Raw genomic sequence first — 18,009 nt, forward strand, 5'->3', positions numbered from 1 at the left:
CGCGAGGTCCACCCGCATGTCCGAGCACGTCCTGGTCATCGGCAGCGGCCGAGACCTGCCCACCCGGCTGCGCCGCGCCCGGGCCGGCACCCGCACCACCGTCATCTGCCGGCTGGACTACCTCTCCAAGCTCCGCGAGACCACCGAACACACCCGGGTCATCGGGGTGAGCCCCGGGGCGCCGGACGCCGAATGGCTCGCACTCGCCGAAGCCGTGCACGCCCGGCAGCCGTTCACCGCGATCGTGGCCTTCGGCGAGCGCGACCAGGACAAGTGCGCCCTCCTCGGGCAGGCGCTGGGCCTGGCCGCGCACACCCCGCGCACCGCGGCCCTCGTCCACGACAAGCACGCCATGCGGGCCCGGCTGCGGGAGGCCGGCATCGACTCCACGGCCTCCGCCGAGGTCGCCGACGTCGACGCACTGCGGGCGTTCCTCGCCGCACACGGCACCCCCTGCATCGTGAAACCGGGCGGCGGCTCCTTCAGCAAGGGCGTCACCCTGGTCCGCGACGCCGGCGAGGCGGCAGCCGCCTTCGCCCGGGCCGGCGGCGAACTCGGGGACGGCTGCGGCGATTCGGTGCTCGTGGAGCAGTTCCACGAGGGCCCGCAGTTCAGCGTGGAGGCGTTCTCGGAGGACGGCGACCACCAGGTCGTCGCGGTCACCCGCAAGTACTCGGACCCGGTGCACTTCGTCGAACTAGGCCACGTCAGCCCCGCACCCCTCACCCCCGCCCAGCACAAGCAGGTCCACGACCACGTCGAACGGATCCTGGACGCCCTCGGCATCACCTCCGGCGCCACCCACACCGAGATCGTCCTCGGCGCGTCGGGACCGCAGGTGATCGAGACGCACGTCCGGATGGGCGGCGACGAGATCCCGGCCCTCGCCCACGACGTGACCGGTGTCGACATCGCCGACTGCCTCATCCGCCACACCCTCGGCGAGAAGGTCCTGCCCGGCATCCGCGCCACCCTCGCCGCACCGCGCACGCCCCGCAGTTCGGCGATCTGGTTCGCCGCCCTGCCCGCCTCCGGAGTGCTCGCCGGGACCACCGGACTGGACGAGGCCCGGGCCGTCCCCGGGGTGACCGAGGTGCAGCTGCTGGTCCCGGCGGAGGCGGCCGTCGGCACCCTGGAGTCCTCCGCCTCGCGGGTCGCCCACGCCCGGGCCGTCGCGCCGAGCGCCGAGCAGGCACTGGGCGCCGCCCGGGAGGCGATCGGCCGCCTCACCTTCCACCTGCGCGTACACGCCGCCGACCAGGAGGCACTGTGACGAGCCCGCCGTTGTCCGGTGCCCCGCCGCACCCCCCGCGCATCACCCTGGCCGACTTCCACGAGGCGGCCCGGGAGGTGCTGCCCACCGCCGTCCTGGACTATCTGGACGGCGGCGCGGCGGACGAGCGGACCGTGCGCTGGAACGCCGAGGCGTACCAGCGGCTGGCCCTGCTGCCCCGGGTCCTCACCGGCACCGCAGGCGTCGACACCCGCTGCACCCTCTACGGCACGGACCTGCCCGCACCGGTGCTGCTGGCCCCGACCGCTGCGCACGGCCTGTTCCACCCCGAGGCGGAAGCGGCGACCCTACAGGGGGCCGCAGCCGCGGGAGCCCTCACCACGGTGAGCACCTTCTCCACCCTGACGCTGGAGGAGATCGGCGCCGCGGCCACCGGTCCGTGGTGGTTCCAGCTGTACGTGCAGCGGGACCGGGCCCTCACCGAGGACCTGGTGCTCCGGGCCCGGGCGGCCGGCGCCACCGCCCTGGTCGTCACCGTCGACACCCCGGTGACCGGCCTGCGGGAACGGGACCTGCGCAACGGGTTCGCGCTCCCCTCCCACGGCATGCCCGCCAACCTGGCCGGCGGCGCCGCGGCACCGGGCCGGAACCCGTCCGAGCCCGCACACGGCGGCATCCACGACCCGCGGATCGACCCCGCGGTCAGCTGGTCCGACCTCGAACGGCTGCGCTCGGTCTGCGGGTTGCCGGTACTGGCGAAGGGCGTCGTACGCGCCGACGACGCCCGCCGGGCCGCCGAGTCCGGGATCGGCGTCTGGATGTCCAACCACGGGGGCCGCAACCTGGACACCGCCGTTGCCCCGCTCACCGCCCTGCCCGCCGTCGCCGCGGCAGTGGACGGCCGGGTCCCGGTCCTCGTCGACGGAGGGGTGCGGCGCGGCACCGACGTGGTGAAGGCCCTCGCGCTCGGCGCGGACGCCGTGGCCGTCGGGCGCCCCTACGTCTGGGGGCTGGCCGCGGACGGCGCCGAGGGTGTCACCGCCGCCCTGAGCGCCCTGCACCGGGAGACCGAACTCGCACTGGCCCTGCTCGGCGTCCCCGACCTGACCGCCCTCACCCCGGACCTCGTCGGCCCGGCCTGGTGAGGTGCCCGCGGACGCCGGGCTGCCGTGCCGGCGGCCGCCTGGACGGCAGGCGTCCCGGCTCGGGCCTCAGCCGCCGGGGGCCGGGCCCGGCCCGGCCCCGGAGGGGGTGCCGTGGCGGACGACGCGGGTGGGGACGGTGACGCGTCGGGAGGCCGGCGGCGCCGTGTCGTGGTGCCCGAGGCGGTCGATCAGCAGACGTGCGGCCCGGCGGCCGATCTCGTCGGCGTCGTAGGAGACGAGAGTCAGCGGCAGACCGAGGATGTCGGACAGGTCGAAGTCGTCGAAACCGGCGACGGGAAGGGTGGTTCCGGCTCGGTACAGGGCCCGGATCGCGCCCTGGCTGATGCGGTTGTTGGTGCAGAAGAGCGCGGTGGGGCGGTGGGCCTGCCCGAGGAGTTCGCCCGTCGCCTGCTCTGCCGTGGCGGAGTCGACCAGGCCCTGGCGGATGAGGGCGTTGTCCGGCTCGATGCCGACTTCTTCGTGCGCTGCCCAGAAGCCGCGCAGCCGTTCGGCGCCGGTGTAGAGCGCCGGCGGGTTGCCGAGGAAGGCGACGCGGGTGTGCCCGTCGGCCAGGAGGCAGGCGGTGGCTTCCCGCGCGCCGTGGAAGTCCTCGACCAGTACGCAGTCGGTGTCGAGTCCGGCGGGCGGTCGCGCGGCGAGAACGACCGGGACGTGCCGCATGGCGTCGGCCAGGTGCTGCTGCCGGCTGCCCGCCGGGACGACGATCAGCCCTTCGACCTGGTGGTCGACGAGTCCGTCGACGAGTTCCGGTTCCCGGTCGGCCTGCTCGCCGGAGTTGCTGAGCAGCATCCGGAACCCGTACTCCGTCGCCACTTCCTGCACGCCCAGCGCGAGGCGTGAGTAGAAGGGGTTGGCGAGGTTGGTGACCACGAGGCCGATCATCCCGCTGCCCCCGAGGCGGAGACTGCGCGCGGTCTGGTTGCGGCGGTAGCCAAGTCGGTCGACCGCCGCGAAGACCCGCTCGCGGGTCGCTTCCGACACGCCGGGGTCGTTCTTCAGTACGCGGGAGACGGTCATGGCGCTGACCTGCGCGAGCTTGCCGACGTCGTGCATGGTCGGCCCGCTGCCCCGGCGAGCGGTCATGGCCCTGTCCCTTCCTCTGGCTGCCTGCATCGGTGCCTGGCCCTCACGGGGCATCCGCCATGCCCCGTGCCCAGCGGGCGACCCCGATCAGGGGCGCCTCCTCGGGCTGCCGGGCGGGCAGGACGGGTACCTCCGCTCTGCCGGCCGCAGCCAGCCCTGCGCTGAGCGCCGGGTGGACCAGGTCCCACGACTTGGCCATGGAGCCGCCGATGACCACCGCGGTGGCCTCGAAGCGGCCGGTCCACGGGGCCAGGGCCTGGCCGAGTGCGTCGAAAGCGTAGCGGAAGGCCTGTGCCGCCGCGGTGTCGCCCTTCTTGGCGCGTGCGGCGATCTCACGGACGTCGGGCAGGGTCTGCTCGCCCGCCGCCGGGGAGAGGCGGGCGTAGTGGGCGCGGATGCCGCGACGCGAGACGGTGTCCTCCAACGGCCGGCCGTGCACCGTCAGGTGGTGCACGTGGCCGCTCGGCGGAACCAGGGGGCCGGAGTGGACAGGGCGGCCGCCGGACAGGAACGAGGACCCGACACCCGTGCCCAGGGTCAGGCAGACGACGCGGTGGTGGCCCGCGGCGGCACCGGAGCCGTACTCGCCCACGGCGAAGGCGTCGGCGTCGTTGAGGAAGCACAGCCGCTCGCACCGGCCGGACAGCCGACTGCGCAGCCCGGCCCCGACGTCGACGTCGCAGAGGGACTCGAACTTCCCCACGGCTGCGAAGCGGCCGATGCCGGTGGTGTAGTCGAAGGGGCCGGGCATCGCCACACCCCAGCCCAGGCCGTGCCCGGTCGGCAGCGCCAGGGCGGCGGAGGCGATGGCGTCGAGGATGTCGTCGGCTTCCGCGTGGGGCTCCAGGGACTCGCGGATCACCGTGGAGGGGACCGGGCGGCCTGTGGCGAGGTCCACGAGCGCGGCGGTGACATGCGTACCGCCGACGTCGAGGACGGGGACCGGCACCGTGGGGGCCACGGTCACGGTTCGACCACCAGCGCCTTGACGATCTGCACCTCGTCGCCGCCCAGTGCGCGGATGCGGTACGGGCCGACCGCGGCGGGGACGGTGACGGTCTCCGCGAAGGCCAGCGTGTGCGTGCGGCCGTCGCGGGTCTCGATGACGGCTCCCTCGCCCGCGGCGACGTTGAGGATGTGGAAGCGGCCCGCGGTGTCGTCGGGAACGGAGGCACCGCGGGCGACGACGAGGCGGTGCACCGCGTAGAACATCTCGGGCAGCGCGCCGATGACCTCCTCGCGCCAGCCCTCTTCGGAGCGGAGCGTACGCGGCTGCTGGACGAGGTCCTTGGTGACGTCCTCCCCGCGCCGGGCGGTGTCCAGGTTGGCGAAGCCGTGTGCGTAGGGCAGCGGCCGGGAGGCGCCGGCGGCGTTCTTGCGCAGCCAGTCGTAGAACCGCAGGGAGTACAGGTAGGGGGTCGCGCTCACCTCCAGTACCAGGTTGCCCGCGCCGGAGGCGTGCGGTGTGCCCGCCGGGATCATGAACAACTGGCCCACCGTCGCCGGGTGCGACTGGACGTGGTCCTCGACTGGCATCGGGACGCCGTTGTCGATGGCGTCCTCCACCTGGCGGCGCATCGTGTCGGGGTCCGCCTCCTCGGTGAGGCCGAGCAGTACCCGGGCGCCGTCCTCACTGGCGGTGACGTAGTACGTCTCGTGCTGGGTGTACGGCCAGCCGAACACCTCCCGCATGTACTGCTCCTGCGGGTGGAGGTGCAGGGACAGGTTGCCGCCGCCCATCGTGTCGAGGTAGTCGAACCGGATCGGGAAGGAGGTGCCGAACCGGCGGTGCACGTCCTCACCGAGCATGTCCTCGGGGTGCTCGACGCACAGCAGCTGGAACGGGACCTCGACCTGGGCCCGGCCCCTCTCGCCGACGAGGACCCCCGCTTCGGGCGCGATCAGCTCGTAGCCGAGCGCCGTGTTGCCGGCCTGTGGAGTGAAGCCGAGTTCCGCCACCGCCCACTTGCCGCCCCACGGGGTGGAGTTGAAGTACGGGCGGGTGCGTACCGGGCCCCGGGCCAGGTGCGCCAGGGTGCTGCGCAGTGCGACACCGTCCAGCGAGGCCGGGCGGGCCGGGTCCTGCACGTCGATCCACCGGTCGACCCGGCCCGCGATCGCGTCGCGGTGCCGGTCCAGGACGGGCCAGTCGGTGTAGAACAGGCGCACCAGGTCGCCGGGCTCGCCGGGACGCCCCAGGTTGACGCCGACCGGCAGCTCGCCCTTCGACACGGCCGCCTCGGCGTAGCGCTTCGGCAGGTCCGCGTACCACAGCACGTCCGGTGCGCACAGCGATGCGCCCGGACCGAACACCACCCTCACCCCGTCCTGCGCAGGCCGCTCGGGCTGCGGAACGGAGTCGAACAGGTCCGCGACCTGCCCCTGGGAGAGCGGGGTGAAGAACGGGTCGCCGGGGGGAACGGGCTGGGCGGCCAACCGCTCCCGGGCCGCCGCCGCGTACTGGTCGCGGACGTCGAGGAGGTCCACCTCGCGGCCTGTGGAGCGCACGGCCGCCGCCAGGCCCTCGGTCAGCGCTGCCCAGTCAAGGGCCGCGGGACCGTCGACTGCCAGGAGGAGCGGGCCGCGCGGCAGGTCCACCGCCGCAGCCGACCAGCCGGCTGCCACCTCCCCGGCGACCGGCTGGTAGCTGGGGAGAGGGTCGTACGAACGCAACACGGACACATCCGCTCCTTACTCGGCTCCACGGCGCCTGACGAGGTTCGTCAACGAGGTCTGGCCAATGAGGTAGTTAACGATAACAGTGCTTGGCTGAAGGTGTTCATGAGCGTCCCGTCGCCTTCTCGCTCTGTAGGCACGTCTTCTACCTGCATGTTTACGAGGGCTTCCCTTGATCTGGATTCTTTTCCGCTTCGGACTCTTGCTGCCGTGCGAATGGTGTCGTTAACCTCACCGCAACACGCAGCGGGTAGCTCCGGGAACTCTCCGGTGTCATGCGTGCCCTGTGACACATCCGGCCAGGTGGACCGAGTCCGTGAAGGGGATCAATGTCAGCATCGGGCAGGACCGGCAGTGCGGCCGCGCCGCTTGCCCGGCGCCGCTTCCTCGCCGGGGCGGCCGCCGGAACGGTCGCCGTGGCGGCGGGAGGCTGCGCCCGGGGGGCGAGCACGTCCGCGCAGCCCGGGACCACCAGCATCTCCAACGACAACGCCACCTGGGACGACGGCTACCGCGCGGCCGGCCGCGAGCTGGCGAAGATCACCGGGTACGCACTCAGACCGCTGTCGAACCCGTCGGTCACTTCCTACCAGCAGGTCGTGCAGATGACCCTGCAGACCTCGAACTCCACCGACCTCGTCAAATGGGCCTCCGGTTATCAGCTCAAGCGTCTGGCGCGAGCCGGCGGGCTCACCGACCTGACGCGCATCTGGGAGGGGTACGCGGCCAAGGGGTGGGTGCGCCGCACGTCGCGGGAGGCCGTGTCCTACCGCGGAAAGGCGATGGGGATTCCGCTGTACGAGTCGTACTACGTGCTCTTCTACAGCAAGCCGGTGTTCCGGAAACTGGGCCTGTCCGCCCCGGGCAGCTGGGCCGGGCTCCTGCACTGCGCCGAGGTCCTCAAGCGCAACGGGATCACGCCGTTCCTGGCGAGCCAGGTGGGCGGCTGGCCCGCGATCGAGTGGTTTCAGGAACTGGTCAGCAAGGTCGACCCCCGCTTCTACCAGCGGCTGGTGGCCGGCGAAGCCTCCTACACCGACGATCCGGCCCGCCGGGCAATGGACATCTGGCACGACTTCCTGCGCAAGGGGTGGATGACCTCGCCCGACTTCGACCAGGCCCGCGGCCCCGGCGCGCTGAAGGAGGGGACGGTGGGCATGTTCCTGCACGGCACCTGGCAGGCGTCAGGGATGTCGGCGGCAGGCATGAGACCGGGTACCGACTACGGAGCCTTCTTCCTGCCGGTGGTGCGGCCCGCCACTCCCGAGAGCGTGATCGCCGAGTCGGGCGTCTTCGCGGTGCCCAGCCGCGCCGCCTCGCACGAGGCCGCGACGGCGAACGTCGCGGCATGGCTCGACCCGTCCGTCCAGCGGGTGTGGAGCGACTTCCTGCAGGACAGTTCCGCCAACCCCCGGGTGCGCTCCAGCAACCCGGTGGTGGCCGGACTCCAACGGGACATCGCCCGCAATCACCGGCTCGCCCTGGTCCGCTACTGGGAGTCCGGCCCGCCCAGCCTGATCCAGGGCAACACCGACGACCTCGGCGGGTTCATGGCCGGGCAGACCTCTCCCGCCGCCACGCTGCGCCGGATGCAGGAGCGCGCACGCGAGGAATGGGCGGCCTGGAAGCGAGACGAAGCATGAGTACCCCCTCCACGACCGACCGCCGACCGGCGGGAGCGGTCGGCGCTCCGGCAGCGCCCGGGAGCGCGAGGCGGCGCTCCCACCCGGCCCGCACCAGGCACAGGGCAGGTGAGCGCCTGGTGGCCGGCGGGTTCCTGGCGCCGGCCGTCCTCCTGGTCGCACTGTTCCTGCTGGCCCCGTTCGGCTGGACGATCTACCGGAGCCTCTTCAGCGACACGCGGACCTCGCCGTTCAGCTGGTTCGCCAACTACGCGCTGTTCGCCTCCGACCCGGCGCTGTCCCGTGCCCTCCAGAACACCCTGATGTGGGTGGCGGGCACGGTCGTGCTCCCCTTCGTGCTCGGGCTCGCCATCGCCTGCATGACCAACGCCGGCCGCTTCTCACGCCTCGTACGGCTGTGCGTCGTCCTGCCCTACGCCTTGTCGGGCTCCGCGGTGGCGGTGGTGTGGAACTTCATGCTCACCACGGACGGTGCCGTCAACCAGGTCCTGACCGGCCTCGGGCTGGACTCGTGGGCCCACGGCTGGCTGCTGACATGGCCCGGCAACACCGTCGTGATGATCCTCGCCAACGCCTGGCAGGCCACGGGCGTGGCCGTCATCCTCTTCCTGGTCGGACTGCAGTCCATCCCGGCCGAGACCCTGGAGGCCGGCGCCCTGGACGGTGCCGGGGGCCGGCAGCAGTTCCGCCACATCGTCCTGCCGCAGCTCCGCCCGGTGTCGATCGTCGTGATCGGTATGAGCCTGGTCAACGGCCTCAAGTCCTTCGACCTGATCTGGGTCCTGACCCAGGGCGGCCCGGGGCGGGCCACCGAGACACTCGCCGTGTCCATGTACAACGAGACCTTCCTGGACCTGCGGCCCGGCGCCGGAGCGGCGATCGCGGTCGTCCTCACCGTGATCGTGCTGGCGGCCTCCTGGCTCTACCTGCGCCGCCAACTCGACGTGAAAGGCGCATGACGATGTCCGCTGGCCGAGTGCTGCGCAACACCGCCCTCGCGATACTGGCCGTGCTGTGGCTGGTCCCCACCTGGCTCCTCGTCGTCAACGCGATGGTGCCCGTGGGGGGTTACTCCGGCAGCCCGCACTGGCTGCCCCGGGACTTCGCGCTGCTGGACAACATGTCCCAGGCCTGGGACAGGGCCGACCTGGGCCCGGCCCTCGGCAACAGCCTCCTGTACGCCGTGGTCAGCGCCGTGGCCGCCGCGGTGGTCGCCGCCTTCGCCGCCTTCGCGACGATCGTCATGCCCGTCAGGCGGCGGTCCTGGTGGTTCTGGGTGATCTACTCCGGCACCCTGCTGCCCCTGCAGGTCTTCCTCCGGCCCCTGTTCCTGTCGTACGCGCACACCTCGCTGTACGACACCCAGACCGGCCTCGTGCTGATCTACACGGCGATCGCGGTCCCGTTCGCCTTCTTCGTCCTGCGCAACCACGCCCTGACGCTGCCGCGGGAGGTCGTGGAGGCCGCACGCATGGACGGTGCGTCGTGGTGGCGGGTGTTCTGGCAGGTCCACGTCCCGCTGACCCGGTCCGCCGTGATCGCGGTGTTCGTCTTCCAGTTCGTGGCCGTCTGGAACGACCTCATGTTCGGCATCACCATGGTCACCAGCCGCAACATCCGGCCCGTCATGGCCGCGCTCGCCGACCTGCAGGGCAACTACTCCAACGTCGGACCGCCCGTCGTGCTTGCCGGCGCCCTCCTGGTCTCGCTGCCGACCCTGGTGCTCTTCTTCTCCGCCCAGCGCTTCTTCGTCAGCAGCCTGAAGATCCACAGCTGAGCCCGCGGGCTGTCCGCGCCCTCCTGAAACGCCGCGAAGGGAACCACACTTGCTGCGATCGCTGCTCATCCGCGCCACCGCTCCCGTCCTCTGCGCCGGCCTGCTCTGGGCCGCCGCCCCCGCCCGTGCCCTCAGCCCCGCACCCACCCGCCCGGTCTCCTCCGAGACCTGGGCCCAACGTGCCACCAGCACCTACCGCGCCCTCCAGCACCACCTCTACGAGGGCCCCGAGGGCCACGGCCTGTACCTGGAGCACACACCCCGCCAACCCGCCGACCCGGACCACTCCTACCTGTGGTCGTTCCGCGAGGCCGCACAGGCAGCCGTCGACATGCAGGATCTCCCGAGCACCGGGGCCTCCTACCGGCGTGACGCGGCGTACCGGCTCGGCACGGCCGAGCTCTACCACACCTCCGGCCCGCGCCCGGGCTACGCCTCGTCCCTGCCCGCCCCCCTGGGCCCCGGCGGCGACGTGTACTACGACGACAACGCCGTGGTCGCCCTGACCCAGCTCGACCAGTACGAGGCCACCGGCGACGCACGGTCCCTGAAGCGGGCCGAACAGGCCGTGCCCGTCGTCTCCCGGGCCTGGGACGGCGACGGCAGCCGGACCTGCCCGGGCGGAATGGACTGGTACGACGCGCCCGGCAACGACATCCGGGCCACCAACGTCACCGCCCTCTCGGCCCAGCTCGCCGCCCGGCTCTACGAACACACCCGCAACCGCGCCTACCTGGAGGCGGCGCAGCAGTGGTACGGCTGGGTGTACTCGTGCATGCGCAAGGCACCCGGCCTGTACGTCAACGACCGCGGTGACGACGGCAGCGTCAACGGGACGCTGTGGACCTACAACTCGGGCTCCATGATCGGGGCCGCCACCGCGCTCTACCGCGGCACCGGTGACGCCGGATACCTGAAGAGGGCCGTGGCGGACGCCCGCGGCTCCCTGGCGTACTGGACCGCCGGCAGCCGCCTGCACGACCAGCCGGCCGTCTTCAACGCCTTCTACTTCAAGGACCTGCTCGACCTGGACTCCGTCCGCCCGGACCCCGCCTACCTGAAGGCCATGAGCGCCTACGCGGACAGCACCTACCGCACCAACCGGGACGCCGCCGGCGGCCTGTTCCGCTTCCAGGCCTCGGGCGGCGGTGACTACGACCCCACCGCGCCGGCCGCGACCCTCGACCAGTCCGCCATGGTCCAGATCTTCGCCACCCTCGCCGATGCCACCCACCAGCGCCGCCGGCCTTCCTGACGCGGCGGACCCACCACCGCACCCCAACGCAAAGGACCTCACGCACCATGCCCAAGCCACCGCTGACCAGGCCGTCCTGGTGGGACGCCGACATCGCCCGCGACATCCTCAAGGAGCGCGTCGCCACCACCGCCGGCCTGGGCGGCCTGCAGGTGCAACTGTCCGGAGAACCCCTGCTGCGCCACGACGGGGCGGGCGGACTGCTGCAGTCCATCCGGCTGCGCGTGCGGCGTCCCGACGGCGCGCCCCTGCCACGGCGCGTCACCAGGGCCCGCGTCACCACCAGCGGGGGTACCCCCGTCCACTGTGAGCTCCTGCCGGGACCGGAGGGCGACGCGCGCCTCCTGGTCCCGGAGGTCGACGCCCCCACCGCCCTGCTGATCGAGCTCCCGGACATCGAAGAGGGCACCCGGCTCGCCTTCGAGGCACGCCCGCAGCGCCACTGGACGTTGCACCTGGTGCTCCACTCCCACCTGGACATCGGCTACACCGATCCGCAGGGCCGGGTGATGGCCGAGAGCCGCGCCTACCTCGACTCGCTCCTCGAACTGTGCCGGGACACCGACGACTGGCCGGACCCCGCCCGGTTCCGCTGGGCCGTCGAAGGGTTCCACTCCTTCCAGGACTGGCAGGCCAACCGGCCCCGGCGCCAGGTGGAGAGCTTCCTGGACCGGGTGCGCGAGGGCCGCCTCGAACTCACGGCCATGCCCTTCAACCTCCACACCGAGACCTGCTCCACCGACGAACTCCACGAACTGCTGCGTCCGGTGGCCGAGTTGCGTGACCGGCACGGCATCGACATCACCACGGCCATGCAGACGGACGTACCCGGCCAGGTGGTGGGCCTGCCCGACGCCCTCGCGGCCAACGGCATCCGCTACCTGTCCGTGGCGCACAACTGGGCGGGCCGCGCCGCACCCCACCTGGTCGGCGGGGAGCACCTTCCCCGCCTGTTCCGCTGGCAGGCACCGAGCGGCAACAGCGTCCTGGTCTGGCGCACGGACACCCCGCACGGCCTGGCCTACATGGAGGGCTCCGTCCTCGGCTTCGACGAGTCCTACGACCACGTCGACGACCTGCTGCCCGCCTACCTCAGCGCCCTGGCCGCCTTCCCCTACCCGCACCAGGGGCGCGGCATCCCCGGCTTCCCCGCGCTCGACCTGCCCGACACGGCCGACCCCTACCCGTGGGACGTGCTGCACCTGCGGGTGCTGGGCAAGTTCGCCGACAACGGACCGCCGCGCCGCATCATCTCCGACACGGTGCGCCGGTGGAACGAGCAGTGGGCGTACCCGCAGCTGCGCGCCTCCCGCAACCAGGACTTCTTCGAGGACGCCGAACAGCGTGTCTCAGACCGCCTGGAGACCTATAGGGGCGACTGGAGCGACTGGTGGGTCGACGGCGTCGGTGCCGGTGCCGCCCCGCTGGCCGCCACCCGGCGTGGGCAGGCGGCCCTCGCCGAGGCGCAGACCGTGGCCGGGTACGCCCACCTGATGGGCGTACCCGGCAGCACGGCCGTCACCGCGAGCGCACCGGAGGTCTACCGGTCCGCCTCGCTCTTCAACGAACACACCTGGGGAGCCGGCGACCCCTGGACGCACGGAGACCACGGTCACGGGTCCGGCGAGAAGCAGTGGCACTGGAAGTACTCCCAGGCCATGCGGGCCCACGACGCGGCCGAGACGCTCCTGGACTCCGCCGCCGCCCTGCTCGGCGAAGCCTTCGCCCCCTGCGCGGACGCCGCGGCGTCCTTCTACGCCGTGAACACCTGCAGTTGGCCGCGGACCGAGACCACGCGGCTCTTCCTGCCGGAGAGCACCGTTGCGCTCAGCGACCCGGTCCAGGTCCTTGACGCGCGCACCGGAACCCCCCTGCCCTTCGCGGAGGAGGCCCAGAGCAACGAGCGCCACCGCGCGGCCGGCCGCTTCCTGCACGTGCCCGTCACGGACATTCCGGCCTGCGGAGCCGTGCGCCTGGACGTCGTGACCGGCGGCGGGGCTCCGGCGCCGGGCGCCGAGGCGGCGGACCCGTCCGCCGGGGCCACCGTCCTGGAGAACGACCACCTGCGCGTCACGGTCGACCTGCGCGAGGCGTGCATCGCCTCCGTCGTCGACAAGGCCACCGGTCGCGAGATGGTGCGCCAGGACGCGGTCGTGGGCTTCAACGGATACGTCTACGACGAGTACGCCACGGCCGGCGCGTTCAACCACCAGTCCAGCAAGACGGTGGCCGACGGCTCGATGCACCTGCTCGCCTCCCGCAGCACCGCCCCGCCCGCGGCTCTCCTCGACCGCACCACGGACGCCACCGGGCAGACCCTCCTCTACGCATGCTCCCCGCCCGGCGCCCGCCGGCTCCGGGTGAGGGTGCACCTTCCGCACCACGCGGCGCGCATCGACATAGAGAACCGTCTAGACAAGACCGCGACGCTCACCAAGGAGAGCGCCTTCTTCTGCTTCCCCTTCGCCCTTGAGGACCCCACCGTGCACACGGAGGCCACGGGCGGTGTCCTGGGAACCGACCGCGAGAGGGTGCCGGGTTCGGCAGCGCACATGCGCGCGGTCCGGCGCTGGATCAGCCTGAGCGACGGCACCCACCACGCCGCGCTGGCAACGGCCGACGCCCCGCTCGTCCAGATCGGCCAAATCGCGATCCCCTACGTCCCCTACCCCGGGTCGCTGTCCCGGGAGGAGCCGGCCACCGTTTTCTCCTGGGTGCACAACAACATCTGGGACACCAACTTCCCCGCCCAGCAGGCGTTCGACCACGTCTTCCGCTACAGCGTCTGTTTCGCCGCGACCGCGGAGAGGGACGCATCGTACGCCGACGAACTCGGCGTACGGGTCGCCGCCGTCACCAGCCACCCGCTGGTACCGGTGCGTCCCCGCGCCAGGACCGGAGCCGGCAGCCCGGCGCAGACGCAGTTCCTGTCCGTGGACGACCCCCGGATACGCCTGGTGGGGGTTACCGTTCCCGGCAGTGGTGCCCTCCTGGTGCGTCTGCAGTCGGTGGCCGGGGTCCCCGTCACCTGCCGCCTCAGCACCCCCTTCACCGTCGCCCGCGCATCGCGCACCACCTACCTGGGCCGGAACCCGCGCGAGGTCGCGCCGGAGCCGGACGGGACCGTCCCGGTGGAGGTACCGGCACTCGGAACGGCAGCCGTTCTCCTCCAGCTGCACTCCGCCGCGACCGGAGGCAGCACAGGGGTGAAGCCGAGCGTGCACGACGCCTGAACCGACAGGCAGCACCATCAGTCCCACCCGGGGGCCGGCCTGCGGGTCGGCCCCCGCTTCTGCCCTCCGGTCCCTGAAGCCTGACCGGCCCGCAGAGCCGAGGCGGGTGCGACGAGGGCGACGAATGCGAGGAGTGCGGGGTCGTTTGTCCGGCGCTTCCGGCCGGCAGTCCTCCCGGAAGCGACGCCGTCGACGGAGAGCTCGTAACACGATCTTGTTGAAGTCTGCTGGTTGGCCGTGACCGGTGTGATGATTCGGCCGTTCGTGAGGGTGTGGGTACTCGACCGTGGACGTGGACGATGAGTTGTGGGCGCTGATTGAGCCGTTGCTGCCGCCGCGGCCGGAGCGGTCTCCGGGGCCGCGGCCGGTGTCGGACCGGCTCTGTCTCCAGGGCATCCTGTTCGTCCTCTACAACGACATAGCCTGGCAACTGCTGCCCTTGGAGCTGGGGTTCGGCTCAGGTCAGACCTGCTGGCGTCGCCTGGACCGATGGCAGAAGGCAGGGGTGTTCGACCAGTTGCACCGGGTCCTGCTTGCCGAGCTGAACGCGGCCGGCAAGCCCGACTGGTCACGTGCGTGCGTGGATGGTTCTCACATCCGCGCGAAAAAAGGGGCGCCGACACCGGCCCGTCGCCGGTCGACCGGCGGAAGACGGGCAGCAAACACCACCTGATATGCGACGGACGCGACACCCCACTCAAGGTCACCACGACCGCGGCCAACGTGAACGACGTCACCCAGACCCTCGCCCTGGTCGACGGGATCCCGCCTGTCGCGGGTCGCCCTGGTCGGCCTCGTCGCAGACCCGACGCCCTGCTCAGCGACAAGGGCTACGACTCCGCCCCAACCGCGACGAACTGCGCAAGCGCCGGATCCTGCCCGTCATCTCACGCAAGAGCTGCCCGAACATCAAGGGCCTGGGAAAGCTCCGCTACGTGGTGGAGCAGACCATCGCGCTCCTCCACCACTTCAAACGCCTCACCGTCCGCTGGGAACGCCGCACCGAACTCCACGACGCCTTCGTATCCCTCGCCTGCGGCCTCATCTGCTGGAGACGACTCAAGAAGATCGTGCGGTCTGATCGTGTTACGCACTCTTATGCACGTACCGAAGGCCTGGGCCGACTATCTCAACATCCCAGAGGACTACCAGGAGGGGATTACCGGGGCCATGCCACGCCGGCGACCCCTGCACTGCGGGCGTGCCCCTACCCGTGGTCCGCTGTGTCTCTTGCGGCGAGTTGTGCATGAGCTAGCGATGCCAGACCAGTCGGTCACACGTGTCCTCAGCCTTGCACAACCGGCGGCGAGGGCGGAGCCCAGGTCACCGGCATGGGGGCGAGTGTTCGCGTATGGGATTCTTGTGCCCTGAGAAGGAAACGTACTTGGGGGAGCAGAAGCACCATGGCCGGCTTTTACAGGGTCGAGCTCGACGCGCTCGGCCGCCTTGTCACTCAGCTGGGCGAGGCCGCGGACGGGATGCGGGACGCAATGCGGGAGTTGAAGGACATCGGTCCCAAGGGGGCGGGCTACGCCGACTTGGAGCAGGCATGTGACGACTTCCAGGACAAGTGGGGCTACGGGATCAAGCTGATCGCTGACGCCACCGGTGGGGTGGCCGAAGGGCTGTCGCAGACCCGCAAGGTCTACCAGCAGCTCGAGGACCAGACCTCGCAGATGTTCCAGTCCGGCGGGCAGGAGGTCGGTAAGTGACGTCGACACCGCACCCGGCGGACGCCGGAGCTCCGGCCGTCTCCGACCCAGAACCGTCTGCCGTCCCCGCGTTCCGATTCCAGCTCCCTCCGGAGTTCCACGAAATCCCGCTCGGCATCGACGTCGACGAGGAGACGCTCGACGCTCAGATGGGCGCGTTCGCCCGGGCTTACTGGGGCGAGCGCGAGGACTTGGAGCCACTGCGCGCGCTGACCGCGGCCCTCTACGGCGTCAACTCGCGGCAGTTGGCGGAGGACGGCGCAGTCCACAGTGCGTTCGGGGTCTTCCCGATTGGGGGCACTGCGGACGGAGCGCAGCCGCCCGAGCGGATCAGCCGCTGCTCGCTGCTGGTCAGCGTCCGCGAACTCGCCAACCCCGACCCCGCCCTGTCCGCCGCGGGGATCGCCGAGATGTTGGCCCGGGGGAGGGACGGCGGGGAGGCAGTACCCGTCGGGCTGCCGGCAGGGCCCGCCGTGGTGCACGTGGCGGGGAGCCGTTCGGTGTGGGAGCGGCCCGAGGGGGAGGTGGAGACGTTCGCCGTGCGGATCGAGCTGTGGATGCCTTTCCCGGACGAAGACCGGCTGTTGCTCTTCTGCATCAGCACGACCGATGTCCAGGACCTGTATCTGTACCAGGCCGTGCTGGCCGACATCGCCGACACCATCACCTTCGCCGGCGACGGTGCGCGGGACCGCGACCAGAGCCGAGAGGACGCCCTGGTCATGGCCTCCGCCACGACTCCGAAAGCCCCCGCCAACCCCTTCGGATGACCGCGTCAGGAGGACGTGACCGCATGAGCACCAGGACCTATGACGCCCTCGGGTTCGACCCGGCACCGGGCATACCCGAGTCGGTCCAGCGCGTCGCCACCGTACTGAGCCGGGTGGGCAACCAGCTCGACGAGGCACGCGGAACGCTGAGCAAGGTGGGGCGCCAGAACGGCATCTGGGAGGGAGACGCCGCCTCAGGCTTCGCCCGGAAGGTCGGCGAGCTGCCGAAGTACCTGGCCGACGGCCACGGTTCACTCATCGACGCCGCGCATGCGATGAACGGCTGGCACAACAAGCTGACGGAGTTCCAGTCGCTGGCGGGCCGGTACGAGTCAGAGGCCCAGGAAGCGCGGCGACAGCTGAAGGAGGCCGAGGCCGATCCCGATTTGAGCTTGGCGGGCCTGACCTTCGGCACCGAGGAGGCTCTGGAGGCGGCGCAGAAGCGTCTGGACGGGGCGACCCGGCGGCTCGACTCCGCGAGGGAGAGCCTGAACCACATCATCAAGAAGGCCCAGGACCTCCTGGACGAGCACGGCCGGGCTGCCCGCGAGATCATCGAGGCGATCCGTCGAGCCGCCGAGCGGGCTCCGGACGAGCCGGGGCTGTTCGACCGTTTCATGGACGCGCTCGAGGGACTCGGCGACAAGATCAAGGAGCTCGCCGATGACGTCTGGAGCTGGATAAAGGACCACGCAGACGACATCTACAAGATCGGCGACTGGTTGGGCATGGCGGCGGCCGCCTGCGATGTGCTGGCCATCGTCTTCTCCGAGACGGGCATCGGGGCGCTCGTCTTCGAGGGCCTCGGCCGGGCTCTGAACACCGGTGCCCTGGCGGCCCACGCGGTGGGCTGGGCCGCGGGTGCGAAGAAGGGGTCATGGACGGACATCGGGCTCGACCTCGCAGGATTCGTGCCGTTCGGGGACCTCATCAAGGGCGGAAAAGCGGCCGTGGGAGCCTTCAAAGGGGTGGAGATCGCCGCGGACTCCTTCAAGGCGACGGAACGCATCGGCGACATCGCGGCGAAGGCGCGGAACGCCGAAGTGTTCCTGGAGTCCAAAAAGCTGCTCGGAGTGTTCGGTGAGGGCAAGTCCGTCTACCGAGCCACGGCCGACACCTTCAAGGACCGTTTCGCCATGGCCGCCGACCGCGTCTTCAACGACGCCACCCGCTACGAAAGGCCGCTGACCAGCCCAGTCAAGTGGCTGGACCAGCACGTCTTCCCCAAAATCATCGACAAGACGCCACTGAGCAAGATCCCTTCGCTGGCCGACGCCGTGAAGCTCGGTGAGAACGGCAAGACCTTCATCGACCCCACCTCCTGGGTCTCACGCGGCGCCGAGACCGCCTGGCGGGTGCACAAGTTCGCCGGGGCCGCGGAGAACGCGCTCTCAGACGAGGTGCACGGGAAGTACGACCAGGTCAAGGGAATGATCCACGGAGCGTTCGGATGATCGCCA

General features: G+C 71.3%; 13 protein-coding genes and 1 pseudogene. 11 read left to right on the forward strand and 3 right to left on the reverse strand.

What is annotated here, in order from left to right; genetic code table 11:
- The first annotated feature begins 16 nt into the window (after nucleotides 1-16).
- Together ACFV3R_RS22075 and ACFV3R_RS22080 are read left to right on the forward strand one after the other, a co-directional pair.
- Nucleotides 17-1,273, forward strand: coding sequence for an ATP-grasp domain-containing protein (locus ACFV3R_RS22075; RefSeq protein WP_385585616.1), 1,257 nt, complete (start codon nucleotides 17-19; stop codon nucleotides 1,271-1,273).
- The gene (locus ACFV3R_RS22080) at nucleotides 1,270-2,379 is read left to right on the forward strand and encodes an alpha-hydroxy acid oxidase (RefSeq protein ID WP_385585619.1); all 1,110 of its coding nucleotides are present in this window, start codon (nucleotides 1,270-1,272) and stop codon (nucleotides 2,377-2,379) included. Before ACFV3R_RS22075 ends, ACFV3R_RS22080 begins: the two co-directional genes overlap by 4 nt.
- 66 nt (nucleotides 2,380-2,445) lie before the next feature.
- On the opposite strand, the gene ACFV3R_RS22085 is transcribed toward ACFV3R_RS22080, so the two are convergent.
- The 3 genes from ACFV3R_RS22085 to ACFV3R_RS22095 are packed head-to-tail and all read right to left on the reverse strand — an operon-like array spanning nucleotide 2,446 to nucleotide 6,165.
- Nucleotides 2,446-3,483: a LacI family DNA-binding transcriptional regulator gene (locus ACFV3R_RS22085; RefSeq protein WP_385585622.1), complete on the reverse strand. Its 1,038-nt coding sequence runs from the start codon at nucleotides 3,481-3,483 to the stop codon at nucleotides 2,446-2,448.
- Between the two features lie 43 nt (nucleotides 3,484-3,526).
- Nucleotides 3,527-4,450, reverse strand: coding sequence for an ROK family protein (locus ACFV3R_RS22090; protein WP_385585625.1), 924 nt, complete (start codon nucleotides 4,448-4,450; stop codon nucleotides 3,527-3,529).
- Entirely contained in the window at nucleotides 4,447-6,165 is a 1,719-nt protein-coding gene (locus ACFV3R_RS22095) for a class I mannose-6-phosphate isomerase (RefSeq protein WP_385585628.1), read from the reverse strand. Before ACFV3R_RS22095 ends, ACFV3R_RS22090 begins: the two co-directional genes overlap by 4 nt.
- 323 nt (nucleotides 6,166-6,488) lie before the next feature.
- Between ACFV3R_RS22095 and ACFV3R_RS22100 the strand changes: the two genes are divergently transcribed.
- The 9 genes and pseudogenes from ACFV3R_RS22100 to ACFV3R_RS22140 all read left to right on the forward strand — a co-directional run bounded on the left by ACFV3R_RS22100 (nucleotide 6,489) and on the right by ACFV3R_RS22140 (nucleotide 18,003).
- Nucleotides 6,489-7,802, forward strand: coding sequence for an ABC transporter substrate-binding protein (locus tag ACFV3R_RS22100; RefSeq protein ID WP_385585631.1), 1,314 nt, complete (start codon nucleotides 6,489-6,491; stop codon nucleotides 7,800-7,802).
- Nucleotides 7,799-8,761, forward strand: coding sequence for a carbohydrate ABC transporter permease (locus ACFV3R_RS22105; RefSeq protein WP_385585634.1), 963 nt, complete (start codon nucleotides 7,799-7,801; stop codon nucleotides 8,759-8,761). The genes ACFV3R_RS22100 and ACFV3R_RS22105 overlap by 4 nt, the downstream gene beginning before the upstream one ends.
- The gene (locus tag ACFV3R_RS22110; RefSeq protein ID WP_385585636.1) at nucleotides 8,758-9,579 is read left to right on the forward strand and encodes a carbohydrate ABC transporter permease; all 822 of its coding nucleotides are present in this window, start codon (nucleotides 8,758-8,760) and stop codon (nucleotides 9,577-9,579) included. Before ACFV3R_RS22105 ends, ACFV3R_RS22110 begins: the two co-directional genes overlap by 4 nt.
- A gap of 49 nt (nucleotides 9,580-9,628) precedes the next feature.
- Nucleotides 9,629-10,834, forward strand: coding sequence for a glycoside hydrolase family 76 protein (locus tag ACFV3R_RS22115; protein ID WP_385585639.1), 1,206 nt, complete (start codon nucleotides 9,629-9,631; stop codon nucleotides 10,832-10,834).
- Nucleotides 10,835-10,881: 47 nt separating this feature from the next.
- Entirely contained in the window at nucleotides 10,882-14,067 is a 3,186-nt protein-coding gene (locus ACFV3R_RS22120) for a glycoside hydrolase family 38 C-terminal domain-containing protein (protein WP_385585642.1), read from the forward strand.
- Between the two features lie 286 nt (nucleotides 14,068-14,353).
- Nucleotides 14,354-15,134, forward strand: a pseudogene (locus ACFV3R_RS22125) (IS5 family transposase); the annotation flags it as partial.
- 336 nt (nucleotides 15,135-15,470) lie between these two features.
- The gene (locus ACFV3R_RS22130) at nucleotides 15,471-15,779 is read left to right on the forward strand and encodes a hypothetical protein (RefSeq protein ID WP_385585645.1); all 309 of its coding nucleotides are present in this window, start codon (nucleotides 15,471-15,473) and stop codon (nucleotides 15,777-15,779) included.
- On the forward strand, nucleotides 15,776-16,549 hold the full coding sequence (locus tag ACFV3R_RS22135) for a hypothetical protein (protein WP_385585648.1): 774 nt from the start codon (nucleotides 15,776-15,778) through the stop codon (nucleotides 16,547-16,549). The genes ACFV3R_RS22130 and ACFV3R_RS22135 overlap by 4 nt, the downstream gene beginning before the upstream one ends.
- 23 nt (nucleotides 16,550-16,572) lie before the next feature.
- Nucleotides 16,573-18,003: a putative T7SS-secreted protein gene (locus tag ACFV3R_RS22140; RefSeq protein WP_385585650.1), complete on the forward strand. Its 1,431-nt coding sequence runs from the start codon at nucleotides 16,573-16,575 to the stop codon at nucleotides 18,001-18,003.
- Nucleotides 18,004-18,009 lie beyond the last annotated feature (6 nt).

It is taken from the genome of Streptomyces sp. NPDC059740 (assembly GCF_042733155.1).
Lineage (GTDB): Bacteria > Actinomycetota > Actinomycetes > Streptomycetales > Streptomycetaceae > Streptomyces.

Excerpts from the sequence above, each read along its gene's own strand:
- ACFV3R_RS22105 (WP_385585634.1), top strand. The coding sequence starts at position 7,799 with ATGAGTACCCCCTCCACGACCGACCGCCGACCGGCGGGAGCGGTCGGC.
- ACFV3R_RS22140 (WP_385585650.1), top strand. The coding sequence starts at position 16,573 with ATGAGCACCAGGACCTATGACGCCCTCGGGTTCGACCCGGCACCGGGC.
- ACFV3R_RS22075 (WP_385585616.1), top strand. The coding sequence starts at position 17 with ATGTCCGAGCACGTCCTGGTCATCGGCAGCGGCCGAGACCTGCCCACC.
- ACFV3R_RS22120 (WP_385585642.1), top strand. The coding sequence starts at position 10,882 with ATGCCCAAGCCACCGCTGACCAGGCCGTCCTGGTGGGACGCCGACATC.
- ACFV3R_RS22100 (WP_385585631.1), top strand. The coding sequence starts at position 6,489 with ATGTCAGCATCGGGCAGGACCGGCAGTGCGGCCGCGCCGCTTGCCCGG.
- ACFV3R_RS22130 (WP_385585645.1), top strand. The coding sequence starts at position 15,471 with ATGGCCGGCTTTTACAGGGTCGAGCTCGACGCGCTCGGCCGCCTTGTC.
- ACFV3R_RS22085 (WP_385585622.1), bottom strand. The coding sequence starts at position 3,483 with ATGACCGCTCGCCGGGGCAGCGGGCCGACCATGCACGACGTCGGCAAG.
- ACFV3R_RS22110 (WP_385585636.1), top strand. The coding sequence starts at position 8,758 with ATGACGATGTCCGCTGGCCGAGTGCTGCGCAACACCGCCCTCGCGATA.